The sequence below is a fragment of the Murimonas intestini genome (assembly GCF_024622195.1).
Taxonomy (GTDB): Bacteria; Bacillota; Clostridia; order Lachnospirales; family Lachnospiraceae; genus Murimonas; species Murimonas intestini.
In genome coordinates this window covers 468,467-495,115 of the sequence record NZ_JANKBI010000002.1, presented here as the reverse complement: position 1 = coordinate 495,115, position 26,649 = coordinate 468,467, and the positions used below count along the sequence as shown (strand labels likewise).

Sequence of the window (26,649 nt, the reverse complement as noted above, 5' to 3'; positions counted from 1 at the left end):
GCATCAGTGGGAGGGGCAGGCGGGCAGGAGGGTTCGTGGTGAAGGACTTGAGCGAGGACATGAAACTCTTAGGCCCCGAAGAATGCGGTCAGCAAAAGTGAGCGCTTGCGCTCAAGGCCGGAGCTGTCTGAGGGGCGTTTGCATCAGCAAATGCACCGAGTTTCCGGCCACCTTTTGCGTTTCAAGCAGTCTTCGGGGCCTTAGAGTTTCACGACGCAGCGGTTCGGACTGAACCACGAACCCTCCTGCCCGCCTGCCCCTCCCGCTGATTCACAGTCTAAAATGCCAAGCGTCCCCACGCCTCTAATCATCTAAACAGCCATATAAATATCTCCCTCTCTTACTCCGCTTTAACAAGAGCCTCTCCCAATCTTTCACACTGTTCAAGTGCGTCCTGGTCAGGAGCCTCGCAGCAGATTACGCCTTCATTGTTTATCAGCTGTGCTCCATGTTCTTTTATCCTCTCTTCCCAGTCACGCATCCACTCGCCGTCGCCCCATCCGTATGATCCAAAGAGGCCAACCTTCTTGCCTTCCAGCATATGATCTAATTCTTCCATAAATGGCTCCATCAATTCCTCTTCCAGAACTTCAGCGCCCATTGCGGGACAGCCCAGCGCAAACACTGCATCATTTTCCAGACTTTTTGCCGATGCATCAGATATCTCTGTCACTTCTGCAGCGCCCCCGGCTTTCTCGATGCCTGCTGCTACAGCCTTTGCCATTTCTTCAGTATTTCCTGTTCCGCTCCAGTAAATTATTTTAATCTCACTCATGATTTCTCACCTTTCATAATTATATTCTTTAGAGTATTCCGACTCATATATTGAACAGTTACATTCAGACAATTATTTCTTTCCATTCGCACCCGCCGACAAACTGGCCTGCAGCGATCTCCCTTACTCTGTTATACTTGTTAAATACAGCCCGTGCCCTCTCAGGATTATGATATACTTTCCAGTAACCATTCAACAGGTATCCTTCTCCCCTGTTTTCTATAAAGGCTCTCACATCATCCAGGGGATACTGCAGCAGTATTCCCAGTTCATGAGGAAATTCCCCCTCGCCGTCAGTATATTTATCATATCTGTCTCTAATCTCCTCCAGCATATGGATAATCACCTCATCTGTCACCGCCTCCGGCAGCTGATATCCTCTTTCAGCTAAAAAGCTTCTGTTCTGTTTATCTTCAATCAGCTTTTTAACCCACTGCCTGCGGTACAGAAGCATAACATCAGCTCTATCCCCAGAAGAGAGTATATGCCAGCGTACATCGCTCCCCTGCAGAAGCCCTGCGGCAGTGAGCCACCCACCCTGGGGCAGAGTAATCATATTGGAAGCCTTAACGCCCTTTAAAACAGGCGCACAGTGAAATAAAATCATAAATGACAGCTTCCTGCCATCTTTACATCTTTCTATATAATCCAGTAACAGCTCCGGCGGCATAGAACTCTCCTTCCTGCACCTAAAATGCTCCTTATTATCCGGTCCGTCAGCCGCACTGCCCCAGCAGGATCGCCTTGAGGGCATCTGCACTGCTGGAATGAGAGCGCTCAACAGGAATATTATTTCTGACTGCTTCCTGCATGGCACAGTGGACCATTTTGTGAGAAACCGTGGATGTAAACAGAATGATCAGGTCCGGCTTTCCGATTTTATTCTTCAGGCCGGCTGCCATTTTAGCAAAGACCTTCGCTTTGCAGTTATGATCCCTGCATATCTGTTTATATTGACACACCATTCTTTCATGTCCTCCGATAATCACTACACTCATAGTATTCTCCTCTTCTCCTGCGGATATTTCCAGCGTTTTCAGGTACTTTCTGGTAGTTAGTTTTAACTAACTATTAATTATAATAACAGGACAGTCTTCAAAAATCAACCTTCAGTAATGAGAAAAAAAGCACAGTATATACAGATAAATTGTATATACTGTGCCCACAGGGCTCATCCTGCCATTTCTACCCAAAAAGACTTATTTTAAAATTATACCTTGTCGTGCGCAGCACGCCCATCTGTAAGGATCTAAATTATGGAATGCACGGAGGTCTATAATTTATTATGCTCTGCATTATACTTCTCTATCTCATCCCTGATCGCTGTGTCCACTCCCGGGAATATACTTCCGGGACCGCCATATGTCAGGCACGGTATAAAAGCGCCGTTGGGAGCATATGTGTCACAGGCTCTTCTTGTTTCCCTGCGCACCTCCTCCTCTGTCCAGTCAGGCTTATCGATTCCCGCGTCAATACCGCCCATGATTATCATGTCACCGTTCAATTCTTTCTGGACCTTGCAGATATCATTATTTGGAATAGCGCCCTGCCAGATCTGCACTCCTATCTCTGCCATATCCTTTACAATTGCTGCGCAGTGGCAGTCAGCGTGATGGATCACGATAACTCCCCTCTCACGCATATATCCATACAGCTTGCGGTAGCGCTCTTTAAAGAATTCTCTCCACACATCCGCCTGCATGAACAGACTGTCATGATTTCCCCAGTCATCATGATGGATGATGACTTCAGGGTGCATATTATCGATCAGCAGCCTCACATACGTCATGCGCACTTCCAGAAGCGCATCCAGCAGGTCATGCATAGCCTCAGGCTCCATGAGCAGGTTTACAAGCGTATCCTCAAATCCCATCAGGAAGTGAAGCCTTTCAAAAAGCCCTGTTGCCATGATACTTGTCAGCATCTTGTTTTCCTTATCTACAGCCGCCACAGAGGCGCGGTTCTTTGTCCAGTCCAGATCCATGGAATCATAATCCGGAAGCTTCAGTTCTTCCCTCCAGCGGGTAATATCCTTGATGACCTTATTCTCCTCTGTCACATGGGGCATTCCTCCAGGCTGGTTTTCCGGCCAGATGATCGTTGTCCCGTAGATGTCCACGATCTCTTTTCCCTTCACTCTGATACCACGGTCCAGGTCAGTCACAGGGTCATCTCTTACGATCCCAAAAGCCGTATAGTCACATACCAGACGGTCCGGATTATCTTTATTAACAGTTCTCAAAAAATTCTCTCTTGGCGTATACATTCACTTACCTCCTTCTTGATACCTTTTTCCGTTCTGCTATCTCCTGTTCCATTCCGGCTATCTCACTGTCCTTGATCTTATAGAAGAAGAACAGTACTACTGACAGTATGCAGAAAAGCGCCGGCACTATAAAGAACAAGAGTTTGATACCTCCCTGCGCCGTGGCAGTCACAGGTCCGTCCGGGACATAGGCGATTGCTGCCAGCACTGCGGATATTATGACACCCCTCAGGGCAACTGCAATCTTAATAGCCAGGGATGAACATGCCATGATAACGCCTTTTATATCCTTGCCGGTCTTATATTCCCCATATGTACCACACATGGAATACATACTTGTGGTAAGTCCGTATGCCGCGCCGAAGATGAGCTGGGCCACAAAGAGTATAATAAACACGATCGCCTGGTTAGCAGGCAGGAAATAGAGCAGGACCAGGATCACAGCAAGCCCTCCTGTACCCAGGATAGTAGAAAGCTTTGTTCCCAGCTTTGCAACTATCTGCTTTGCCATCAGAGATCCTATCAAAGTTCCTGCATTGAACAGTACAAGGAGGATCGACACCGCGGACGGATTCTCCAGGACGATCTTTGTATAGTATCCGGCGCAGGCAGCTATCATGTAAAATGCTATAAGCCTCATAGCATCTGCCAACAGAAGCACCAGCAGCTGCGGATTCTGTACAATGGCCTTGAGCATATCCGGCAGGCTGACTGTCTTTTTGCCTGATTTCCCCTGCTCTTCAGGAATATCGTAGCCTTTTGTGATCTGATAATGTATAAAATATGTAAGTGTAAATACGAGGGATGCCACAAGTGCTGTAGCCGTGTATCCCCATGTCTCTCCCATCCCTGTAAACAATCCCAGAAAAGCTGCTGTCAGCACAGGTACGAGATAAGAGCCCAGGATCTTTCCGCCGCTGGCTCCTGCTGCAATTCTGCCGGAGAGGAAAGCCCTCTCTTCCGGAACATCAGAAAGCTCACCAACGATCGCCCTGTTTGCTGTCCAGGCGATATTCCATACACCATGGCTGACTATATAGCCCACGCTGCAGAGTATGGCAGCTGTCATATCCGACCCGATCTTTGTAAACATCAGTATAAAGAAGATAACAACTATCGGCGGACAGTAAACAAGCCATGGCCTGTATTTCCCGTTCTTAAAGTTCGTCTTGTCAATGACTGCTCCGGCCAGAACTGCTGTCACTGCATCTGCAATACCCGACAGGCCGGTGATGACGCCTACCATCGCAAGCGGCAGCCTTGCCACATCTGTGAGGAAAATAATGAAAAATGACGTCTCCATAGTCGCCATAAATGAAAAGCCAATCTCACTGATTCCCCAATACCTCTTTAGTTTTGTGTTGATTCGTTTCACTATAACACCCCTTCCCTTCGTCTGCTTCTTTTAGTTGCAAAATCTTGTACAGACTGGTACACTAAAAGAAACAATTGTGATATCTGCCCAATCAGATATCTCACGCTTTTATTATATATTCCTATGATATAACCAATATATATTTTTTACAACGTCCGAAACCGTCATACTTACTATTGCGTAATTGTGCATTAAGCACAATGAAAGGAGGCACAATGAGATTCTCTGTTAAATTCATATATATAAAGCTCTCAGAGCACATCAGGGAAGCCGGTCTGTTCCTGGAGGAAGCCTATAATCCATATGTGGAGACAGTCCGCTTCTTTTCCGATCTTCAATGTCCCCTGCCCTCTGATGCTGCGAAAAATGCTCTGTACATCTATGCCCCCGGCAGGGCGGCGGCACTTCCAGCCGCTTTTTCCTTCCCTGTCCTGGTATCTGAAAAGGACAGCCATCTTTTTTCCGGCTGTCCTAAAATCGTGATACCTGATGATTTTCCTCTGTATGATGCTTTCAATCTGATCATGTCAGTTTTCCAGCAGTACAATGACTGGGCAGTCAGGGTCGGAAATGCAGTGCTGAAAAACCAGAGCCTGCAGGATATCCTGGACCTCACTGCCCCATTAGTTGGAAATCCCATGTATATCGCAGACTTAAGCTTCAAGATGCTGGCATATATCAATATGGACCTGGATGAGATCAGCGCAATCTGGAGATACCAGATCCGGTATGGCTACCTCCCGTACAATGTCATGATGGATCTCTCAGAGACAGGAGAACTGGAGCTTCTCAACAATACACTGCCTGCCTTCTACCTGAATTCCAAGTGCTTCAATAACCCTTTCATCAGCAAAACTATCCGTTACCGGGGCAAGACACAGGGACATTTTTACATAATCGAGATCTACAAGAAGCTGACCCAGTGTGATATAGAGATTGCAGACTACCTGGGGGAGCTGCTCTCCACCGCCACTCACAACAAGCGGAATTACCTCACGATCAGCAGCTTCTACCATGAACATTTCATGGTGGATATCCTGGAAAACACCCTGACTGATTCCACATTGATACGCCATCAGCTCAGTCCCCTTGGATGGAAGCTGGAGGGAAATTACCGCATATTTCTGCTCTGCATGCCCGGGGATGAGGATGCCCTAAAAAGGCATATCATGGCCTTTCTTCTGGATGGATTTGACGCACAGGCATTTCTCTATAAGGACTATCTTGTTGCCATATATAAAAGTGACGGCTGTTCTATCCAGCATCTCTGCACCCATCTTGGCAAGCTCTCAGAAGCTTTTAACAGGTGCGGGGCCCTGAGTGAAGTATTCCGCCGGTTCGACAGGATGTTTCTGTATTACCAGCAGTCAGAATTTGCCCTCAAGGAGGGGCCGAAATATCATGCTGAGAAACGTTTCTTCCTTTATGAAGACTACTTCCCGGTCCATCTGACACAGCTGTGCGAGTCCGGCTTTCCCTGCTATCAGCCGGTAGAACTTCTCAACGAATACGACAATACCCATCACACGCAGTACTGCCTCACACTGTTCACATATCTTGTCAATGAAAGAAATGCAGTAAAAACGGCGCAGACACTATATCTGCACCGCAATACATTAAAATACAGGATTGAAAAAATAGAGGAGCTGATGCCCCTGGATCTGGACAGCCCCGGAATACGTTTCAGGACTCTGTCCTCTCTGTACACGATCATAAAGCCCGGGGTGTGATTTGTTTCCTTTAGGACATGGCGAGAATCTCTGCCTCACCATATTTTCGCCTGACCTCAGGTATTCATAGACTTTTTCATCTTTTCCCAGGATCTCTTCAAAAGCCGCCAGTTCACTTTTGATCCCCTCCCCGTGGGGAACCATGTAGGCTCCGGCGTCAGATCCAAGCGCCAGCTGCACTCCCAGGCCGAAGGCGGATTTTACATTTTCAGCAGCAAGGCGGTAGATTCTGTCTATCTCCGTATCCGGATATCTGCCGCTTCCTTTCAGGTTCCGTATTGTCGCCAGTGTGGGGACCCAGATCACATTCTTTTTTCTCATCATGAGAAGAGTGTCTTTATCTATATAATTTCCATGTTCTATGCTGTCAGCTCCCGCCGCTGCGGCAGCCATAACGGCCTTTTTTCCATTTGCATGGACCATCACAGAATAACCTCTCCTGTGGACCTCTTCTATCATGCGGGATATCTCTTCTTCATCCAGAGGATCACCGCACATGATCTTGCTGCAGCAGGAAAAGTCCAGGATCCCCGATACCATGATCTTGATAAAATCTGCCCCGCACTCAATGGCTTCATCGATAAGCCCGCAGTACTCTTCCATACTGCTGTAGCCCCGTCCCACGATTCCTCCGTAATGGCCGTTTTTATGGACAGCAAAAACAGGTGTCCTGTAATCAATACCGTATTCACCGGCAATTTCCTTTGCCCTTACAGAGACGCCAAGGGCGTCACCTCCATCGCGTATAAAGGTGACGCCGCTCTTCTGGTAATCCAGGAACCATTTCCTGATGGTTTTCTCATCCACATGGTCCCTGTGCAGTTCCACTGCCTCTTTATAATTATACCCATTCATTAAAATGTGGGCATGACATTCTCCAAACATTTTATACCCTCTTCCATGTAGCCGGCACAAACAGCATCATGATAGGGAACAGCTCCAGACGTCCCGCCAGCATGTCAAACATGAGCACAAATTTGGACAGGATGGAAAAACTGGAAAAGTTTCCAGTAGGCCCGACAATTTCAAGACCAGGCCCAATATTATTCAGGGTTGCTGCCACAGCTGTAAAGTTTGTGACAAGATCCTTTTCATCAAGTGACACTATCAGCAGTGAGACTACAAAAATAACTACGTAGAGCACCATAAATGCATTCACTGAGCGGATCACCTCATGTTCCACAACATGCCCGTCCACCTTGACCTTTTTCACACTTCTGGGATGGCAGACCATCTGCAGCTCTTTCTTTATGCCCTTCAGAAGAAGTATCACCCTGGATACCTTGATTCCGCCGCCGGTACTGCCCGCACAGGCTCCCACAAACATCAGCATTACCAGGATCGTCCTTGCCAGAGCAGGCCATGTATTAAAGTCCGCAGTGGCGTATCCTGTTGTAGTCATAATAGAACCCACCTGGAAAAACGCCTGGTGGAACGCCGTAAATGCATTCGGAAACATGGGCAGGATACTGATGGCTATCAAGAGCGATGACCCCAGCACAATACCTATATATGTGAGAAATTCAACACTTCTGAATGCCTGCCTGGGCTTCTTGCGCAGCAGCACAAAGTAGACATTGAAGTTTACTCCGAACATTACCATAAATACTGCCACAACTCCCTGGAGGAATACAGAATAACCGGCTATGCTGCTGTTCTTAACAGCAAAACCACCAGTACCAGCCGTACCGAAGGCAACCGTCACAGCATCAAAGAGAGGCATCCCGCCTATGAGCAGAAGCGTGATCTCCACAAGTGTCATACCAAAATAAATCAGATAAAGTATCATAGCGGTATTGCGCACCTGGGGAACCAGCTTGCTGACTGACGGTCCCGGGCTTTCCGCTCTCATGATATGCATACTGGAGCTGTCCTTTGCAGGCATCAGCGCCATAATAAAGACAAGAACTCCCATACCGCCTATCCAGTGGGTAAAACTCCTCCAGAACAGGCATGTATTAGACAGCGCCTCCACATCTGTAAGGATACTGGCTCCAGTGGTGGTAAAACCTGAGATCGTCTCAAAAAGGGCATCCACGTAAGACGGGATATCCCCTGACAGGGCAAACGGCAGCGCCCCGTATATACTCAGGACTATCCACGAGAGAGCCACTATGACAAGCCCTTCTCTGGCGTACATCTTGCGGTTCTGAGGCTTTTTTCTGGCTGTCAGGATACCCACAGCCAGACTGAACAGCGCTACGGCTAAAAATGAAAAACCGCTCTTTTCTTTATAAATTACCGATACCAGCATGGGCAGTGTCATAAACATGGCGCTGAAACAGCTGACAAGCCCCAGCATATACCGAATCATTGAATAATTCATAATCCTACTCTTCCACCCATTCTCAGTCTCTTAATATATCGCTGATATCCTTTAGTCCTGTATTAGTTGTAACAACCACTACTGTATCACCAAGCTTTAATACATCCTGGCCCTTGGGAGTAATGATCTCCCCATTTCTGTTGATGCAGCCTATCAGAAGATTTTCCTTAAGATCCAGCTGCTCCAGTGTCTTATTCAGTACAGGGGCCTTCTCACGTATGACAAATTCCAGGGCTTCTACTTTATTCTCCACGAGACGGTACATATTCTCCACATTGCTGCCTATGGAATTCTTCATTGCCCTGACATATCCCATGATATATTCAGATGTAACATATTTCGGATAAATGATCGTATCCAGGTCAAGATGGTTGATCACATCGTTAAAGGCGATACTGCTGATCTTTGTGATGACCTTCATATTGCTGACACGTCTCGCAAACAGAGACAAAAGGATATTCTCCTCATCCATATTTGTAAGTGTGACAAAAGAATCCATGTTTGCCAGGCCTTCCTCCATGAGGACCTGCTGGCTGCTGGCATCCCCCAGAATAATGCTGGCTTTTGGCAGAAGTTCGCTGAGTTCCTCACATCTGGCCTTATCCTTTTCGATGATCTTAACTTCAATTCCCATATTGAGAAGCTGTTTTGTCAGATAATATGCAATCTCTCCCCCGCCGGCAATCATCGTATTCCTGACCTGGTTTGTCACTATGTTGATGCGCTTAAAAAACTGACTTGAATGCTTGGGGGACGCAACTATGGATATGATATCATTTTCCCTGAGTATGGTATTTCCTGTTGGTATAATGACATCGTCTTCCCGCTCCACCGCACATACCAGCACATCACATTTTAATTTTGTGGCAATTTGGCTGACCTGTATATTATTCAGGACGGAACCCTTTCCGATTTTAAATTTTAAGACCTCAACTTTTCCCTTTGCAAAAGTCTCAATCTTGATCGCAGTTGGGAATCTGAGTACCCTGGCCATCTCCACTGCAGATGCCAGCTCCGGATTGATAGCCATGGCCAGGCCAAGCTCTTCCTTGATAAACCGCATCTCCTCATTATATTCCGGATTGCGCACCCTTGCTATGGTCTGGCAGTTTCCTGCCTTTTTTGCGATCAGGCAGCACAGCAGGTTCAATTCATCTGACCCTGTCACCGCGATCAAAAGATCAGCGTTCTCAATCCCCGCTTCAATCTGAACCTTATGGCTGCTTCCGTTTCCAACAATACCCATCACGTCAAATTCATTTAACAAATTCTGCACTACTTCATATCTGCGGTCTATTACCGTGATATCATTTCCTTCTTTACTCAGCTGCTCTGCCAGTGTCGAACCGACTTTTCCGCCGCCTACAATTATTATCTGCATGTCTTCCTCCGTCTTATATACATCTCCCGAAATCACTTTTTAAACCGAGATGTAGCCCCCTGGCTGTACCAGGGGGCCTGTACTGCTATTGTATCTAATATATTATAAATAATCAATACCCTGTTAAATCTTTTATGACTTCTCCGGCTATCACCAGCCCTGCTGCCGATGGCACAAAGGCCACGCTTCCCGGAACAGCCCTCTTCCTCCCGTCGTTTATCAGGATCCGGGGAGTTTTTGGAAGCTCTCTGGAATAAACTACCTTCAGCTTTCTGATTCCTCTTGCCTTCAGCTCTTTCCGCATGACCTTTGCCAGCGGGCAGACAGAAGTCTTATAGATATCTGCCACCTCAAACATGGAAGGCTCCAGCTTATTCCCCGCCCCCATGGAACTGATAATTGGGACGCCGGCCGCATCAGCCCTCACAGCCAGCTCCAGCTTGGCTGTCACTGTATCAACAGCGTCAACTATATAATCATATATGGTAAGATCATAATCTCCCGCATTCTCCGGGAGAAAAAAACACCTGTTGGCTCTCACCTGGATATCCGGATTAATATCTGCTATCCTCTCCTTCATCACGTCCACCTTATACCGGCCGACAGTGCTGTGCAGAGCTATGATCTGTCTGTTAATATTAGATTCCGACACCTTGTCACTGTCGAACAGATCCAGTGCGCCCACTCCGCTTCTGGCCAGGGCCTCCGTCACATAACCGCCCACTCCGCCGATACCAAAGACGGCTACCTTAGAATTTTGGAGCTTCTCTATCCCTTCACTGCCCAGCAGCAGTTCTGTCCTCATCAGCTGCTCTGACATATAAAATGCCTCCCTTTCATGTCCCATTATGACAGTCAGAAATACTTCTTTTTAAGTCTCTGTCTGACATACACAGTATTGCAGATTTAGGAAGAAAAATCAACTAGTATTTTCACTATTTTGCTGCAGTTCAGCTCTGGCCTCCTGCAGCAGATGTAATATAAAAGGAAGGAATGCACAGCGCATTCCTCCCCGGTCCGCCAGGCGGCGGCTACATCTGCATGCTGCAGTCCTGCAGTCTGACTTGTTACATCTGTATAACTATTTCATCTCCTGAATATTCTGCTTCTTTCGTAAATCTTCCTATTGCAATTGTAAAGCCCCGTGTTTCCTGCATACCGGGATAGCTGCCTGTACGCCTGCCGATGGTGAGTGTCCTCTTTGAATTATCCCAGATTAGAGGGATCTCTGTAAATTCCCCATTTTCATACCCATAATCATCCCCCGCATCCTCATACAGGGTAAAGCTGCCGTCAGCACCTGGATATATCCGCAGAAGCATGGGGGCATCCGTCTTCTGTGATGCATACTGGATCTCTTCCTGGTTCTGGGGAAGGATGCTCCCTGCACGGACAAAAAGAGGGATCTTGTCGATGGGCGCTCCGGCTGTTATGTACTGGCCGCCCTCGAAGCTTGTATCACTCCAAAAATCATACCACATAGCGCCATCCGGCAGATAGCACTCCCAGACCCTGACTCTGTCAAGCTCTCTGCTGTCCGCCTCATAATACATCGGCTCTGTGACCGGGCACACAAGTATCTCCCGCCCGAACATGTACTCTTCACCGATATCCTTAACCCTCTCATCGCCTGCGAAATCAAACATCAGACTGCGCATGATCGTATCGTTATTTCTTGTAACGCTGCCTGCCATAGAATAGATATACGGCATCAGACGGTATCTCAGCCTGATAAACTTATTAATGGCGTCATAGAACATGGTCCCCGGCTCTCCGAAATTCCATATCTCCCTGGGTGTGTCTGTGCCGTGTGAACGGTGTATGGGCAGGAAGGTGCCAAACTCGAACCATCTTGTATACAGCTCGCAGTATCCCTTATCATCCACACCGTCATTATAGCCGCCCTTCCAGAACCACAGCGGATCAGGATTGTCACTGCAGTTGCATCCTCTCTTCTGCCAGGCGCTGCCGACCACAAAAAATCCGCCGATATCCAGCGTCCAGTAGGGCATTCCGCTCATTGCCATGTTAAGCCCTTCATGGATCTGCTTCTTTAATACATCCCATGTGGCAGAGATATCACCAGACCAGAGAATAACTCCATATTTCTGTGAAGAGGCATAGCCGGAGCGTGTCAGGTTCAGCACACGCTTATCTTCTTTCTCTTTCCGCTGGTTCTCGAATATCCCTTTTGCATGCATCATGGCAAATGCATTTACCTGGGCTGCATCCAGATATTTTTTATGCTCATTGCCAACGAGAAGATATCTCTCCCATGGCTCTCTCTTTACTGCGCCGCCCCAGTCCGGACCTGAAAACGGCTCTGTGGAATCACACCACCAGGAGTCAAAGCCTTTTGAGAAAAGGCCTTCACTGGCCTGCTTCCAGTACCTCTCTCTTGCCTTCTCATCAAAAGCATCATATGTAGAATAATCTCCCAGGATCTGTCCCGCTTCAACAAATTCCTGATGGTTTTTGCCCCCCTCAGCCATATTCGGCCAGACAGACACCATGGTATGGATATTCATATCATGCAGCCTGTCATTTACTTCTTTGATATTGCCGTATCTGGATTCATCTACTATCTTCTCACCCCAGAGGCCCGGCACCCAGGTATTCCAGTCCTGCACGATGCAGTCTACAGGTACATTCCGTTTTCTGTATTCTTCACCTATTTCAAGAAGCTCGCTGGCAGTGTGGTAGGCTTCCTTTGACTGCACATATCCGTAAGCCCATTTAGGCAGCATGGAGGCCGTTCCGGTGATCATTCTGTAACCTCCTATGATATCGTCCATGCCGTCCCCTGCGATCACATAGTAATCCATCTGATTCACTGTATCCATAAATATGTACGAACCATTCTCATCATCATTGAATGTCATTAATGATGCGCAGTCCAGGAATACACCGTACCCATTGCTTGATACAAAAAACGGCATAGGTATCCTCATATTGTGCTGATACAGATACTGCTGGTGATGCCTGTAATTATATATGCCTTCCTCACCTTGTCCCAGACCGTAGATGGCTTCCCCATCCTCCCAGTCAAACTCCAGTTTTCCTCTGTAAGCCATCCTGTCCTTTAACTCTTTCAGGTTCTCTATGAAGCTCCTCTCCCCGTCCACAGTTTTGACCCGCTTCACTACAGGCTTCTCTCCTCCTGTGGTATACCGCACTACCTCTGTCTCAGTCAGGCTTTTTCCTGCTTCCCTGAAATATATTTTTCCCGAAAGGGCATCCTCCCATGTGCAGGCCCCTGTATCTTTATCCCACAGGACTTTTAATTTTCCTGCTGATATAATAACCTTCTCTTCTGTCTCCTCTGCTTCAAGCATTGCCTTACACTCATACACTTCAGGCTCCACGAGAAGAGACTTATTTTTGATCTCCTCACTTTTCGTATAGACAGCGCGGATGATGTCTTCTCTTATTCCATAAAACCCAAAGTTTCCCTCCTGCGTCCGGATGACGACCTGCCCGCTTTCTTCTTTTATGCTGTATAGTTCCATAATTGCCTCCTTCTCCATGTTTTTTTAATCACAACCCATATTTTAAGTATACAAAAAAAAGCCCATTTTGTATAGTATCTAAACTATATCTCCCATGGACTTTTCTATCTTTAATTAGGATTTTTTTTATGACACGGCAGACTCCGCCGGATTATCTCTCGTCACGTTCTTCACCCACTTATATGACCTGTAGCGGAAGAAGCACAGCGGCAGCTTCAGGATCTCATCACTCATAAGTATCATATAGACCACTGTGACGGGCAGCTTCCATACGAATGCAGCAACAGCTCCGAATGCGATAGCCCCGCACCACAGTGTGGTTGCGTCTATAACAAGGCCGAATTTCGTATCACCCCCGGCCCTGAACACTCCCACGACCATCGTGGTATTATAAGCCTGGGCGATAACAAAATAAGCCATCACAAAGAGCATCATGGTCAGGTACTGGAGGGATTCCTCGCTGACTGTCAGATTTGCCTTTACTACAGGCGAGACAAGCAGTATCACCCCTGCACCAAGTACCCCCAGCACCAGGGACAGGCGCACAAACCTGCGCCCGTAAGCTCTTGCCAGGGCCTCTTTGCCCTCACCGATCACCTTTCCAATCATGATCGCCGTGGCATTAGCCAGTCCCATGGTCACTACCATGGCCAGCTGCTTGACCACCTGCGCTACCGAGTTAGCCGCCACGACAGGACTTCCCAGATGTCCTATGACAGCATTGATCACTGAGACTCCTGAGCCCCAGAGCAGTTCATTGATCATGACCGGGATGGCATAGATAAAGAAATCCTTCATAAGAAGCTTATCAGAAACAAACAGATCCTTAAAACGGAAACGTATGGTTTTATTCACAAACTTTGAATACAGCATTACAAGGATGAACTCACATATACGTGCAATCATCGTAGCCAGGGCGGCGCCCCTTACCCCCATAGCCGGCATGCCCAGAAGTCCGAAAATAAATACGGCATTCAATATCACATTTATAACAAGGGAGATCAGGTATACAACAGTAGCCACAACTACTCTTTCCACACTTCTGCATATGTTCAGATACACCATTGTCACTGCTGTAAATATATACGAAATAGCCACGATCCTGAGATAAGAGGCTCCTCCCTCGATCACGGGACGCTCAGACGAGAATATATGCATGATCTGTTCCGGGAACAGGAGCACTACTACAGTAAACAGCGCTGCCACAGCTAAAGCGATACGCATGGATATCCCAAGTATTTTCTCTATTGATCTGGTGTCCTTCTTTCCCCAGTACTGGGCGGTTAAGACTGCCGCACCTGAGGTGAGCCCGAAAAATATCAGTGTCATGATAAACTGCACCTGCCCGGCCAGTGAGGAGGAAGCAAGCGCCGTCTCCCCCACTTTTCCCAGCATAATAACGTCGGCGGAGGTCACGCCGACGTTGATCAGATTCTGAAGCGCCATTGGAAGTACAAGTGACACTACAAGTCTGTAAAAATTTCTTTTCTCTTCTCTGCTATTAATATTATACATCTTTCTCTCCTGGTGTTAATTTTTGCCCGTCTTTGTATTGTCTTAAAGCTTATTCAAATGCCGGCCTTGCCGAATCTATTATCTGAGCCGGATCAAAAAAGTCTTCCATGCTCTCTGCCCTGTAGTGTAGAGCATAACCGCTGAATTCTCTTCTTGTCTGGCGCACATATCCTGTGTTTGCCTGCAGGAACTCTTTATCCCCCCACATACCGCACAGGAAAACGAAACCGCTCTTTTCCAGATAATCCAGTTTATCTGAAGGATATTCCACTTCCTCCCCATAAGGATAAAGAAGTATGTCTGACTCTCCTACAAGATCCTCCACTCCATCCGTCCACATATCTGTATCTTCCTTCACTTCCTCAAAGGATAGTTCATCCAGGTGGCTGTAATTATACGTATTGCTGGCTATCTGCCATCCAGTCTTTCTCAGCCTGTCTGCAATCTTCCTGACTGCTTCGCAGTCAGCCTCATATGTGGAGGACTGGGCATCATTTACTCTGTACCCGAATACTCCTTCATAACCAGTGACTCCTACAATGCCCCTGGCGCCTCTCAGAGAAAAGTCAGGGTGCTGTTTGATGAAATCATCCAGAATGGGCACTATATCATAGTTTCCAATCAGTTCATTTCCCCCGGCATCTACATACAGGTTCTTCACATCGCCATTCTCATCCAGCACAAGACGTTTTGCAAACCCATCATTTGCCATGTACTCATAATAATTTACATTATCAATAGACAGTACAAATGGCTTCTTCCCCTCAGGAACCATGGGGGTACTCCTCACATAAGTGACAGAGCCGTCCTCCTGTTCTACCTTCGTCACTGTCTCGTGGATATCGATCAGCACATACCCTTTTTTATACATCTCTTCCATCATTTTATTAAATTCTGAGACCGTCGTCATGGAAGAATTGTAAAGCGCCGAGTTGCCGTCCCCGTCGAATGCCCTGGCTGTATCAACGATCAGGGATTTAAAATAAATATGGGGAATATCTCCGTCATAAGCCTCCATCTCTCCCATCTTCTGCTGGTACTCGATCTTAGCCTGGACGACCCTGTCATCTTTCTTATATTCTTCTGCTACCTCACCCAGCTTTTCCATGGCTGCTTCATAGTCATACACATCTGCCAGAGCTTCCGCCTCCTGCAGAACTTTCGTCAGCGCTGCTTCTTTTGTATCCTCCAGCGCCTTCAGGTCAGCCTGTGCTTTCATCTGAGGAGTCTGAACCGGCTCGTTATTCTCATACTGGCCCAAGGTACCTATACTCTCCGCGATCTGAGCGTTTAAAGCTGCCCTGCTGCATCCGGCGCAAGTGAAGACAACGCCGGCGCACAACAGCGCAGCTAATATTTTGCTTCTTATCTTCTTTATCAACTTCACACTCTCCTTTAACTGTAACTGCGAAGATACTGAACAGTTACAATTTATTATATAGGAGTGTCAATAAAAAAACAAGACTTATCTAGGAAAGTTTATCCTTCAGGATTTTATTGACCGCGGCCGGAGATGCCTGCCCTTTCATTTCTCTCATCACCTGCCCTACAAGGAACCCAAAGACCTTCTCTTTCCCTCCTCTGTACGCTTCTGCTGAATCTGAATTCTCACTCAGTACCTTGTCGATGGCTGCCAGGAGAATCCCCTCATCGCCTACTGCTTTTAATCCTCTTTCTTCTATATAATAAAGGGGATCTGTATCATTGCTAAAAATTTCCTCAAAGACCTCTTTAGCCGCCTTATTATTGATAGTGCCGTCGTCCGCCAGATCTATCAGCTTTGCCAGGTTTTCGGGAGAAAATGAAATATCCTCCGGCTCCATTCCCTTTTCCTTCAGCAGTCTAAGGGTCTCTACCATAAGCCAGTTGGAGACTTTTTTAGGCTTTTTGCATATTTCCGATGTTTTCTCAAATATGGACGCCATCTTGCTTGATGAGGTGATGATCTGGGCATCATATTCCGGTATTCCATACTCCCTGATATAACGCGCCAGCTTTTCTGTCCTCAGTTCGGGCTGCCTCTCCTTCACTGCTCTTATCCACTCATCGCTTATGACCACAGGGGGCAGGTCAGGGTCGGGGAAATACCTGTAGTCTTTGGCATCCTCCTTTGAACGCATGGCAAAGGAATATTCTTTGTTGTCATCCCAGCGCCTCGTCTCCTGTATAACTGCCTTTCCTTCCTCCAGCAGCTCGATCTGCCTCTTTTTCTCACCCTCAATGGCTCTGGCGATAGCCTTAAAAGAGTTCAGGTTCTTCATCTCCGTTCTTGTCCCCATTGTCCTGCTGCCTGCCTCCCTGACTGAGAGATTCACATCAGCCCTCATGGAGCCCTCCTGAAGTTTACAGTCTGACGCTCCCAGATACTGAATGATCATCCTGAGTTTTTCCAGGTATGCGATAACCTCCTGTGCATTTCTCATATCAGGTTCTGACACGATCTCCAGCAGAGGTACTCCGCTCCTGTTATAATCCACCAGTGAACAGTCCTCCCACTCATCATGGATCAATTTTCCTGCATCCTCCTCCATATGGATCTCATGGATACGTACTGTTTTCTTCCCGGCTTCCGTCTCTATCTCTATCCCTCCGTCGTGGCAGATGGGGAGATAGAGCTGGGATATCTGATAGTTCTGGGGATTATCAGGATAAAAATAGTTTTTCCTGTCAAACCTGCAGAACCGGTTAATCTCACATCCTGCCGCAAGGCCTACAGCCAGGGCGTATTCCACCACCTGCCGGTTCAGGACAGGCAGGGAGCCCGGCATGCCGGTGCACACAGGGCATGTGTGGGTGTTAGATTCTCCCCCGAATTTTGCAGAACATCCGCAGAATATCTTAGTCTCTGTAGCCAGCTCCACATGGACCTCAAGTCCTATTACTGTTTCATATTCTCTGCTCATCATGTGCCTCCTCCTTTTTAATGCCGTATCCACCCACTGCTTTTTCAAGCTGGTACGCAGCCCGGAGCAGCTTCTCCTCCTGAAAACGGTCCCCTATCAACTGCAGTCCAATGGGAAGCCCTTTACTGTTCATGCCTCCTGGAACACTGATCCCCGGCAGTCCGGCCAGGTTCACTGACACTGTATAGATATCTCCCAGATACATTTTCAGAGGATCAGCCAGGCTGCAGCCGATCTCCGGCGCGGCAGACGGTGCGGCCGGACCGAGTATAATGTCATATTTCTTAAATGCCTCGTCAAAAGCTTTCATGATCAGCGCCTTGACCCGCAGCGCTTTCAGATAGTAGGCGTCATAATAACCGCTGCTCAGAACAAATGACCCCAGCATGATCCTCCGCTTCACCTCAGGCCCAAAGCCCTCCGATCTGGTCTTTTTATACATATCATGCAGCCCCTCATACTCCTCTGTCCTGTAGCCGTACTTCACCCCATCAAATCTGGCCAGATTGGAGCTGGCCTCCGCTGAAGCTATTACATAGTAGGCAGGTATTGCATATTCCGCCATACCCAGAGGAAATTCCTCCACTATGGCTCCCAGGCTGCGCATAGCTTCTGCTCCGTCCATCACAGCCTTCCTCACTTCATCGTCCAGGCCTTCCCCAAGATAATCAGACGGCAGTCCAATGCGCATACCTTTTATATCCCTGCCAAGCCCTGATGTAAAATCATAGGATTCTCTTTTGACAGAGGTGCCATCCTTCCTGTCATATGAGGAGACAGCCTCCAAAATACAGGCACAGTCAGTCACATCCTTTGCCACCGGGCCAATCTGGTCCAGTGACGAGCCATACGCTATAAGCCCGTATCTGGATACTGTACCGTAAGTAGGCTTAAGGCCTGTCACACCGCAAAATGAACTGGGCTGCCTGATGGAGCCGCCTGTATCTGAACCAAGTGCACAGAAAGCTTCTCCTGCTGCAACTGCCGCACATGAACCGCCCGATGAGCCTCCCGGCACATGATCCGTATTCCAGGGGTTTCTTGTTATTCCATATGCGGAAGTCTCAGTAGTACTGCCCATGGCGAACTCATCCATATTTGTCTTTCCCAGTATAACTGCCCCTGCCTCCTCCAGCCTTTTAACAGCCTCTGCGCTGTAAGGTGGAACAAAATTTCCCAGGATCCTGGAGGCGCATGTAGTCCTCAGCCCTTCCGTGCATATATTATCCTTCACCGCCACAGGAACTCCGGCAAGGGGCCCTGTCAGTTCTCTCCTTTCTATCTTTTGCTGGACCCGGCGGGCATTCTCCATCACTTTCTCTTCCTCTACAGTGATAAATGCGTTTATCTGTCCGTCTTTCTCCTTTATCCGGCTCAGGGAGTATTCTGCCGCCTCCACGGCTGTGATCTCACCTGCCTGTATCCTTTTACCCAGCTCTGCAGCTGTCATATCAAACATTTCCATATCCCCCTCCTCATTCCACTGTCCTGGGCACCTTATATGCCCCGTCTTTACAGGCCGGAGCGCTCTTTTGAAGTTCTTCTCTTATATCCTGGTTCGTCACTGTATCCTCTCTGAATACATTGTAAACAGGAAATACATGCGACACAGGCTCTACACCGTCTGTATCCAGTTCCTTCAGCTTATCGATGTATTCCAGCATTCTGCCCATATCTCTGGCAGCTGCAAGCTGTTCCTCCCCGGAAAGCTCCAATTTTGCAAGTATGCTGATATATTCCACTGTCTCTCTGTCTATCTGTCCTGCCATTTTTTCCATCCTCTCTTTTCCAATCATTTTTTACAGTCTGTCCCTGCATGCACAGACCTGCTGAATCGTTATCGTTCTTTCCTGTGACTTACGGCTCCAGCCTCCCCAGATCCCTCGGAAACAGAGTCGTCTCTCTTACGTTGTCCTCATCCAGCAGCTTCATTGTCAGCCTCTCAAGGCCTATGCCCAGGCCCCCATGCGGCGGCATCCCGTATTTAAAGGTGTCCAGATACTGCTCCATGCCTTCCTCAGACATTCCCCTGGCCTTTATCTTATCTGTCAGCGCCCTGTAATCGTGGATCCTCTGGCCGCCCGTCGTGATCTCCATCCCCCGGAAGAGCAGGTCAAAGCTCAGTGTGTATCTCGGGTCAGCGGGATCGTCCATGGCATAGAAGGGACGTTTCTTTGATGGGTAATGGGTGACAAAGACAAAATCCGCGCCATACTCTTCCTTGAAGAGACGGCTGATGAGAACTTCCTCTTCCGGTTCCAGGTCAAAGGGATTTTTCATCCTTCTGTCATACTTTTTCTGCACCATTTCCTTTGCCTCGTCAAACCTCACTGCCGGTATCTTATCAGTCACCGGCAGGACGGCTCCTGTTATTTTAAGCTCTTTTTCATATTTTTCTCTGAGAAGTGACATGGTGTATTGGAGAAATCCCGTCTCCATGGCCATGATTTCCTCAAAGCCCTCTATAAATCCCATCTCAAAATCCAGGCTTGTATATTCATTCAGATGGCGCTTTGTGTTGTGCTTTTCCGCCCTGAACACAGGTCCTGTCTCAAATACCCTGCCGAACACGCCTACCATCATCTGTTTGTAGAACTGGGGGCTCTGTGCCAGGACTGCCGGCCTGTGGAAATAATCCATCCTGAACATGTTGGAGCCTCCCTCGGCCCCTTTGGCGCTTATCTTTGGCGTATGGATCTCCGTAAATCCCTGCTTATACAGGAAATCCCGGAATCCTCTCACAAGTCCCTCCTGGATTTTGAACTTTGCCCTCTCCCTTATATTTCTCAATGCAACAGGACGCTTATCAAGCCTGGCCTCTAATGATGTGTTCATTTTCCACTTAGAGACTGCCAGAGGCACAGGCTCTTCCGGTGTGCTTAAGACCCTGATGCCCTCAGCCAGAAGCTCGATACCCTGGGGCGCCCTTTTCTCACTTCTCACCTGCCCCTCCACTACAACGGCTGATTCTTCCCTCAGGCTCTTCACATCAATCTCTGAACTGTTCTTTTCTACCACACACTGCAGCAGCCCGTCTCTTCTGCGCAGAACTACAAATGCTACGTCCCCCATATCCCTGACTGTATGGATCGTTCCTTCCACCTTTGCCGGACGTCCTTCCCATCCTCCTTCTAAAAGCTGCGACAGTTCCACTGTGTCTTTTGGGGTGATTCCTTTTACAAATTCCATAATTTTCTCCTTTCACTGCCATCCGCATTATTCCCTGTTAAAAGGAAAACTGCCGCAGGAGGATAAAGACAGACGTAATGCTACCATCTGCCATCGCCTCTCTGCGACAGTTCTTTTTTCAGTTATAAGCGCTGTTTTGATTTAAATATCAGGAAGCCATGTCCGGAGAACTTATCTCAATGAAACTTTGTTCTCATTGAAACAAAAAAAGCCCCGGAACAGTTTCCTGTTCCGGGACGGACAAATTCTGGTTTATCCGCGGTACCACCCGCATTGCAATGTGTGTGCACACATGCCTCTCAATACACTTAACGCGTGCTACGTACCAGCCTACTCGGTGAAGCTTCGTTCAGCTGATCTGCTCCGGAGTGTTCCCTGTGAGCTTCTTCCCTCAAACAGCGCTCTCAGTCGGTGACGCTGTATTCCTGTCAAGTTTCAAAGCAAGAGTCTCTTTCTTAGCATTTTCATGTTGTTTGGAATCTTAACACATGAGGCAGCACTTGTCAAGGATAATTTTATTCAAATTTTATTTTTAATCAAATTTATCTGCATCATAGATCATCGATCAGAGCGCTGCTCTTTGCATATGCCGTGCTTCTGGCCTCAAAGAAGTCTGTTTTGATCATATTCGCATTGCTGTACTGGGAGACCCATTTCATACTTTCCGGCTCCGTCATGTGCCCCTCATAGACAGGCTTAAAATTCAGCCCCAGACACCGCAGATTTCCAAGATACTTAATGTAATCAGCCACCATCTCCCCGGACAGCCCCTGTATCTTGTCTCCGATCACATAAGTTCCCCACCTGATCTCCTGCTCACAGCCTGTGCGGATCATTTCCCGGTATTCCTTTATCCTGTCCTCTGTAAACATCTCCGGTTCCTCAGCCATCAGTTCCTGTATTATATTCCTGAACAGCCAGAGATGTGTATTCTCATCCCTGTTTATATACCGGATCTCCTGCGCAGATCCCGGCATTTTGTGGTTCCGGCCAAGATTGTAAAAGAACATGAACCCGCTGTAAAAGTAGATCCCCTCCAGGATATAATTGGCGATCAGTGTTTTTGTGAAATTTTCCATACTTTTTTCTTCCTGGAACTTATTATAGAGATTTCCGATAAACGTATTCCGCTCCAGCAGATGCTCGTCCTCCTTCCACTGGTAGAGCACCTCCGTCCTTTTCTGTGGCTCACATATTGTATCCAGCATATAGCTGTAGCTCTGGCTGTGCACCGCCTCCTGGAAGGTCTGGATAGAAAGGCAGAGATTCACCTCATTGGCAGTAATATATTCACTGACGGACGGCAGGTTCGCCGTCTGGATACTGTCGAGAAAGACAAGAAAGGACAGGATTTTGTCATAAGCCCTTCTCTCGGCTTCTGTGAGCAGCGGGTAGTCTTTCACATCCACCCCCAGATTGATCTCTTCAGGCACCCAGAAATTATTCATGGCCTGCCTGTACCAGCCGCTCACCCAGGTGTATTTCATGTTATTGAAATCATTCAGATTTGTTGTATTTCCTCCCACCATTTTCCTGAGCCGCACTTCCGTATCTCCCGCCGGGTTAAACAGCGGGCGTCTCATCAATTTTTCCATATTTTTCTCCTCATTTCTGTATTTAGCTGGAACACACTTCACACTCCTCCACCTCAAGGCTCTTGGAGCGGATATAATAGATCGTCTTAACACCGCATTCCCAGGCCATGATATACAGCCTGAGCACCTGCCTGAATGTATAATCATTTGTAATATACAGATTCATGCTCTGGGCCTGGTCTATATGCCTCTGGCGGACGCCGCCGGCCCTCACTGACCATTCCTGGCTGATATAATGGGCATTTTTATAATACCAGAAGGTATCCGGTGACAGATCCGGCGCTACCCTGGGCACAAGGGAGTTCTTTTTCTCTTCCAGATAGTACCTGTCCATGATGGGATCCAGGCCGGCTGTAGTACCTGCTATCATGCTCGTGCTGCTGGTGGGAGCCACGGCGATCAGATACCCATTTCGCATCCCTGTATGTTTGACTTCCTCCTGAAGCTTCAGCCAGCGCTCTGATACATAGCCCCGCTTTTTGAAATATTCTCCGCTCTCCCATTCACTTCCGCCAAAATACCTGTAGCTTCCCTTCTGTCCGGCAATCTCCATACTGGCTTTTACAGCTGCATAATTAATATTCTCAAATACCCTGTCTGCATATGCCAGATGTTCCTCCGACTCCCAGCGTATGTGTTTCTTGGCCAGCATGTGGTGGTATCCACTCACTCCCAGTCCCACAGGGCGGTATTTTTCGTTATTTATTTTCGCATACGGGACAGGGAAATAATTCAGATCGATCACATTATCAAGTGCCCTGACAGCGCTCTGTACAGTCCTTGCCAAATCTTCCTCGTCATCTGTATCTATCCTTCCGAGCGAAAGGCTTGCCAGATTGCAGACCACAAATTCCCCGGGCTTAGTCACTGTCACTACGACTGTCTCACCGTCTGACGTCTCCACCCTCTGCTCTACAAGCTCGATCGGGCTCATATTCTGGGCGATCTCTGTACACAGGTTGCTGCAGTAGATGATCCCCTTATGTGAATTGGGGTTTGTCTCATTCACCTGATCTCTGTTAAAAGTAAAGGGCGTGCCGGTCTCCACGGCGCTTTTGATTATCATGCGGATCACTTCTTTAATAGGCACTGTCCTTTTGTGTATCCTCATATCCTGCACACATTCAATATACTTCTCTTCCCACTCTTTTCCCCAGCAGTCTTCCAGGGCATATCCCCTGACTGTCTGAATCTCATGGGGGCACATCAGATACCAGTCCCCTTCTATATCTTCCTTCGCCATCCTCCAGAACATATCCGGGTAGCATACCGCCGGGAATACATCATGGGCTTTCATCCTGTCATCCCCATTGTTAGTCCTCAGCGCCAGAAATTCCGGCAGATCCCTGTGCCATGCGTCCAGATAGACGGCAACTGCGCCCTGACGGACACCCAGCTGGTCCACCGCCACAGCCGTGTCATTTGCCAGCTTGATCCACCGCAGGACTCCGCCAGCCGCTCCCTTAAATCCCTGTATATCACTGCCCGCCGCTCTCACCTTTCCAAAGTAAAGTCCCATGCCTCCCCCGAACTTGCTGACCTTAGAGAAGTTATCAATACTTCTGTAGATTCCGTCCAGACTGTCCGGCACTGTATCTATAAAACAGGACGACAGCTGGTGATAAGGCCTTCTCGCATTGGAGAGAGTAGGGGTAGCCATTGTAACCTTCATGGTGCTGAGCATATCATAAAACCGTTTTACCCAAAGATCTCTGTCCCGCTCTTCTTTCATGGCCAGATGCATGGCGATCCCCAGAAACATTTCCTGCACCGTTTCCAGGCCAATCCCTTCATGGCTTCTGATCACATACCGTTTCAGAAGGAGCCCCAGCCCGGAATAATTAAGCAGGCTGCTGCGTGCCTCATCCAGATATGTCTCATAAAGATCCAGTTCCTCCCTCGTATAATTTTCCAGTATATACTCCCCGTACAGTTTTTCCTCTGTGAGCCATACGACCTTACTGTAAAAATCCCGGATCCCGAATATGTTCTCCTGGACCTTCACCTGATCTTCATACTGGACCATTAGGAATCTGGCCGCGATAAATTCCCACTTCGGGGCTTCCTGGGTGGTGAGCTCCACCGCTGCCTTGATCAGCATCTCAAAGCGCTCAGGCCCCGTCATCCCTTCCTTGTCAAAAGTCCTGAATTTGGCAAGCAGATGCTCCAGGTGGTAAACTTCATCCTGATACTCTCTCTGTATCTCTTTGAAAACCCTTTCCAGACCCTCCGCCCCGCATAAATGCCCCAGCAGCTCCTGCCTGGCAGCTCTGTGCCTGCTTCTCTTTTCCCTGTACAGAATAAAACTCTTCAGCACTGCATAGTAATTTTTTTCCGTCAGCGTCATTTCTATCTGATCCTGGATCTGCTCCACCTGGATGATCCCCTCCCTCATGGCAAGCTCCTGGATCTTTTCCTCCACGGCACTGATGATCCCAGCCATCTCATCCTGGGTATATTCCTGATTTACGCTGCCAAAAGCACGGCGGACAGCGTTCTCTATCTTATCGAGGCTGTACAATTCCGGCTGTCCGTTCCTCTTCCTGATTTCCATGTTTATCTTCCTCCAATATTTGTCAATAATGATAACTATTATCTCTTATACTAACATAAATTATTTTATCTTTCAACTCGGGATTTTCGTGCAATAGAAACTTCACAATTTAATCAATTAATGATATAATGAGCAAAGTCAAATATTCTGAGGTATGAAAGCCAAAAAGAAGGAGCATATTATGAAAAACCTAATCATCCCTGAAAATTATAAATCTGAGCTTAATTTACATGATACCCAGGTTGCCATCAAAACAGTCAAGGACTTCTTCCAGCAGTCCCTGGCCGGACGTCTGAACCTGCTCCGCGTATCTGCCCCCCTTTTCGTTAAGCCGGAGTCCGGTCTTAATGATAACCTCAACGGAGTAGAACGCCCTGTAAGCTTCGGCATCAAGGAGCTGGAGGATGCGCCCGCGGAAATCGTCCATTCACTTGCCAAATGGAAACGGTTTGCCCTGAAAAAATACGGGTTTTCCCAGGGCGAAGGACTGTATACAGATATGAGCGCTATCCGCCGTGATGAAGATACCGACAATATCCACTCTATTTATGTGGATCAGTGGGACTGGGAAAAAATCATATCCAAAGAAGACAGAAATATGGATACTTTAAAAGATGTGGTGCGCACTGTATATAAGGCATTAAAAAAGACTGAAAAATACATGGCCATTCAATATGATTACATTGAGGAGATCCTGCCTAAAGAAATTTTCTTTATCACTTCCCAGGAGCTGGAAGATATGTATCCTGACTGTACTCCAAAGGAACGGGAATATAAGATTGCAAAATTAAAGGGAGCTGTATTCATCATGCAGATAGGAGGCATCCTCTCAAGCGGAGAACGCCATGACGGACGTGCGCCGGACTATGATGACTGGGAGTTAAACGGTGATATCATTGTGTATTATCCTGTTCTGGATATCGCCCTGGAGCTTTCCTCCATGGGTATCCGTGTGGATGAGGACTCTTTGAAGAAACAGCTGGAACTCGCCGGCTGCCAGGAACGGGCCGGGCTTCCTTTCCAGAAGGCTATCCTGGAAAAAGAACTGCCCTATACCATCGGAGGAGGCATAGGACAGTCACGTATCTGTATGTTTTATTTAAGAAAAGCCCATATAGGTGAAGTGCAGGCTTCTATCTGGCCTGAAGATGTGACCAGCGCTGCACTTGAAAACGGGATACAGCTTTTATAAGGGTGGCATGTCGATTATTTAAAAAGAGGACTTGAAAAATTCAAGTCCCCCGTGTATAATTTACTTAGAAGTAATCAAAAGACATTGGTGTGTCTGATGATTGCACTTCGGATTGCAATGTAATTTTTAGTTACAGGCTATCTTCTATGGGCATGTAGAGGATAGCTATTTTTTGTTCTGATGGTTATCTATGTAGGCAAGTGCTGCGAAAATCACCAGCACCAATGTCAACACTTCAAGCGTATTCATTTTACACTACCCCCTTCGTTTACTTCCGAAGGAAACCATCAGACTATCCTCTGACTTCTGTTCAACTATACATAAATATTTTATCATGAG

General features: G+C 47.6%; 20 protein-coding genes. 2 read left to right on the top strand and 18 right to left on the bottom strand.

The genetic code is table 11. The annotated features are described in order from the left end of the window. Positions 1–340 precede the first annotated feature (340 nt). From NSB28_RS06130 to NSB28_RS06110, 5 genes are all read right to left on the bottom strand, one after another. Positions 341–775 carry a flavodoxin gene (locus tag NSB28_RS06130; protein WP_109625675.1) on the bottom strand — a complete coding sequence of 145 codons (435 nt, stop codon included), beginning with the start codon at positions 773–775 and terminating at the stop codon, positions 341–343. Positions 776–839: 64 nt separating this feature from the next. Continuing rightward, entirely contained in the window at positions 840–1,529 is a 690-nt protein-coding gene (locus NSB28_RS06125; RefSeq protein ID WP_109625674.1) for a DUF3793 family protein, read from the bottom strand. Further along, complete coding sequence (locus NSB28_RS06120; RefSeq protein WP_109625673.1) at positions 1,492–1,773, bottom strand: DUF2325 domain-containing protein; 282 nt, start codon at positions 1,771–1,773, stop codon at positions 1,492–1,494. The genes NSB28_RS06125 and NSB28_RS06120 overlap by 38 nt, the downstream gene beginning before the upstream one ends. A gap of 275 nt (positions 1,774–2,048) precedes the next feature. Next, positions 2,049–3,041 carry a uroporphyrinogen decarboxylase family protein gene (locus NSB28_RS06115; RefSeq protein WP_109625672.1) on the bottom strand — a complete coding sequence of 331 codons (993 nt, stop codon included), beginning with the start codon at positions 3,039–3,041 and terminating at the stop codon, positions 2,049–2,051. A gap of 4 nt (positions 3,042–3,045) precedes the next feature. Next, the gene (locus NSB28_RS06110; protein WP_109625671.1) at positions 3,046–4,416 is read right to left on the bottom strand and encodes an MFS transporter; all 1,371 of its coding nucleotides are present in this window, start codon (positions 4,414–4,416) and stop codon (positions 3,046–3,048) included. Between the two features lie 215 nt (positions 4,417–4,631). On the opposite strand from NSB28_RS06110, the gene NSB28_RS06105 reads away from it, so the two are divergent. Further along, entirely contained in the window at positions 4,632–6,146 is a 1,515-nt protein-coding gene (locus tag NSB28_RS06105) for a PucR family transcriptional regulator (protein ID WP_257497668.1), read from the top strand. Here the strand turns inward: NSB28_RS06105 and NSB28_RS06100 are convergent. The 13 genes from NSB28_RS06100 to NSB28_RS06040 form a co-directional block, all read right to left on the bottom strand. Beyond that, positions 6,033–7,031, bottom strand: coding sequence for an amidohydrolase family protein (locus NSB28_RS06100; protein WP_109625669.1), 999 nt, complete (start codon positions 7,029–7,031; stop codon positions 6,033–6,035). The two genes, NSB28_RS06105 and NSB28_RS06100, sit on opposite strands and share 114 nt — an antisense overlap. Position 7,032: 1 nt before the next feature. Next, a complete protein-coding gene (locus tag NSB28_RS06095; RefSeq protein ID WP_109625668.1) occupies positions 7,033–8,472 on the bottom strand; it encodes a TrkH family potassium uptake protein in 1,440 nt (479 codons plus the stop codon). Between the two features lie 22 nt (positions 8,473–8,494). Then, a complete protein-coding gene (trkA, locus tag NSB28_RS06090) occupies positions 8,495–9,853 on the bottom strand; it encodes a Trk system potassium transporter TrkA (RefSeq protein WP_109625667.1) in 1,359 nt (452 codons plus the stop codon). A 112-nt stretch (positions 9,854–9,965) separates the two neighbouring features. After that, complete coding sequence (locus NSB28_RS06085) at positions 9,966–10,673, bottom strand: tRNA threonylcarbamoyladenosine dehydratase (RefSeq protein ID WP_109625666.1); 708 nt, start codon at positions 10,671–10,673, stop codon at positions 9,966–9,968. 247 nt (positions 10,674–10,920) lie between these two features. After that, positions 10,921–13,362, bottom strand: a complete 2,442-nt coding sequence (locus NSB28_RS06080; protein WP_109625665.1) for a glycoside hydrolase family 31 protein — start codon at positions 13,360–13,362, stop codon at positions 10,921–10,923. Between the two features lie 126 nt (positions 13,363–13,488). Continuing rightward, a complete protein-coding gene (locus NSB28_RS06075) occupies positions 13,489–14,877 on the bottom strand; it encodes an MATE family efflux transporter (RefSeq protein WP_109625664.1) in 1,389 nt (462 codons plus the stop codon). A gap of 49 nt (positions 14,878–14,926) precedes the next feature. Next, a complete protein-coding gene (locus NSB28_RS06070; RefSeq protein WP_109625663.1) occupies positions 14,927–16,258 on the bottom strand; it encodes a polysaccharide deacetylase family protein in 1,332 nt (443 codons plus the stop codon). A gap of 88 nt (positions 16,259–16,346) precedes the next feature. After that, positions 16,347–17,780, bottom strand: a complete 1,434-nt coding sequence (gatB, locus tag NSB28_RS06065) for an Asp-tRNA(Asn)/Glu-tRNA(Gln) amidotransferase subunit GatB (protein WP_109625709.1) — start codon at positions 17,778–17,780, stop codon at positions 16,347–16,349. Then, positions 17,764–19,245 (bottom strand): Asp-tRNA(Asn)/Glu-tRNA(Gln) amidotransferase subunit GatA, encoded by a 1,482-nt coding sequence (gene gatA, locus NSB28_RS06060; RefSeq protein WP_109625662.1) that lies wholly within the window; start codon positions 19,243–19,245, stop codon positions 17,764–17,766. Before gatA ends, gatB begins: the two co-directional genes overlap by 17 nt. 10 nt (positions 19,246–19,255) lie before the next feature. After that, a complete protein-coding gene (gene gatC, locus NSB28_RS06055; RefSeq protein ID WP_109625708.1) occupies positions 19,256–19,549 on the bottom strand; it encodes an Asp-tRNA(Asn)/Glu-tRNA(Gln) amidotransferase subunit GatC in 294 nt (97 codons plus the stop codon). Positions 19,550–19,637: 88 nt separating this feature from the next. Beyond that, complete coding sequence (gene aspS / locus NSB28_RS06050; RefSeq protein WP_109625661.1) at positions 19,638–20,969, bottom strand: aspartate--tRNA(Asn) ligase; 1,332 nt, start codon at positions 20,967–20,969, stop codon at positions 19,638–19,640. Between the two features lie 551 nt (positions 20,970–21,520). Next, positions 21,521–22,564 (bottom strand): ribonucleotide-diphosphate reductase subunit beta, encoded by a 1,044-nt coding sequence (locus NSB28_RS06045; RefSeq protein ID WP_109625707.1) that lies wholly within the window; start codon positions 22,562–22,564, stop codon positions 21,521–21,523. A 22-nt stretch (positions 22,565–22,586) separates the two neighbouring features. Continuing rightward, complete coding sequence (locus NSB28_RS06040; protein WP_109625660.1) at positions 22,587–25,118, bottom strand: ribonucleoside-diphosphate reductase subunit alpha; 2,532 nt, start codon at positions 25,116–25,118, stop codon at positions 22,587–22,589. Between the two features lie 181 nt (positions 25,119–25,299). Between NSB28_RS06040 and asnA the strand changes: the two genes are divergently transcribed. Then, entirely contained in the window at positions 25,300–26,310 is a 1,011-nt protein-coding gene (gene asnA, locus NSB28_RS06035; protein ID WP_109625659.1) for an aspartate--ammonia ligase, read from the top strand. The last annotated feature ends 339 nt before the right edge of the window (positions 26,311–26,649 follow it).

Excerpts from the sequence above, each read along its gene's own strand:
- NSB28_RS06130 (WP_109625675.1), bottom strand. The coding sequence starts at position 775 with ATGAGTGAGATTAAAATAATTTACTGGAGCGGAACAGGAAATACTGAA.
- NSB28_RS06125 (WP_109625674.1), bottom strand. The coding sequence starts at position 1,529 with ATGCCCTCAAGGCGATCCTGCTGGGGCAGTGCGGCTGACGGACCGGAT.
- NSB28_RS06120 (WP_109625673.1), bottom strand. The coding sequence starts at position 1,773 with ATGAGTGTAGTGATTATCGGAGGACATGAAAGAATGGTGTGTCAATAT.
- NSB28_RS06115 (WP_109625672.1), bottom strand. The coding sequence starts at position 3,041 with ATGTATACGCCAAGAGAGAATTTTTTGAGAACTGTTAATAAAGATAAT.
- NSB28_RS06105 (WP_257497668.1), top strand. The coding sequence starts at position 4,632 with ATGAGATTCTCTGTTAAATTCATATATATAAAGCTCTCAGAGCACATC.
- NSB28_RS06100 (WP_109625669.1), bottom strand. The coding sequence starts at position 7,031 with ATGTTTGGAGAATGTCATGCCCACATTTTAATGAATGGGTATAATTAT.
- NSB28_RS06095 (WP_109625668.1), bottom strand. The coding sequence starts at position 8,472 with ATGAATTATTCAATGATTCGGTATATGCTGGGGCTTGTCAGCTGTTTC.
- trkA (WP_109625667.1), bottom strand. The coding sequence starts at position 9,853 with ATGCAGATAATAATTGTAGGCGGCGGAAAAGTCGGTTCGACACTGGCA.
- NSB28_RS06085 (WP_109625666.1), bottom strand. The coding sequence starts at position 10,673 with ATGTCAGAGCAGCTGATGAGGACAGAACTGCTGCTGGGCAGTGAAGGG.
- NSB28_RS06080 (WP_109625665.1), bottom strand. The coding sequence starts at position 13,362 with ATGGAACTATACAGCATAAAAGAAGAAAGCGGGCAGGTCGTCATCCGG.
- NSB28_RS06075 (WP_109625664.1), bottom strand. The coding sequence starts at position 14,877 with ATGTATAATATTAATAGCAGAGAAGAGAAAAGAAATTTTTACAGACTT.
- gatB (WP_109625709.1), bottom strand. The coding sequence starts at position 17,780 with ATGAGCAGAGAATATGAAACAGTAATAGGACTTGAGGTCCATGTGGAG.
- gatA (WP_109625662.1), bottom strand. The coding sequence starts at position 19,245 with ATGGAAATGTTTGATATGACAGCTGCAGAGCTGGGTAAAAGGATACAG.
- gatC (WP_109625708.1), bottom strand. The coding sequence starts at position 19,549 with ATGGCAGGACAGATAGACAGAGAGACAGTGGAATATATCAGCATACTT.
- aspS (WP_109625661.1), bottom strand. The coding sequence starts at position 20,969 with ATGGAATTTGTAAAAGGAATCACCCCAAAAGACACAGTGGAACTGTCG.
- NSB28_RS06045 (WP_109625707.1), bottom strand. The coding sequence starts at position 22,564 with ATGGAAAAATTGATGAGACGCCCGCTGTTTAACCCGGCGGGAGATACG.
- NSB28_RS06040 (WP_109625660.1), bottom strand. The coding sequence starts at position 25,118 with ATGGAAATCAGGAAGAGGAACGGACAGCCGGAATTGTACAGCCTCGAT.
- asnA (WP_109625659.1), top strand. The coding sequence starts at position 25,300 with ATGAAAAACCTAATCATCCCTGAAAATTATAAATCTGAGCTTAATTTA.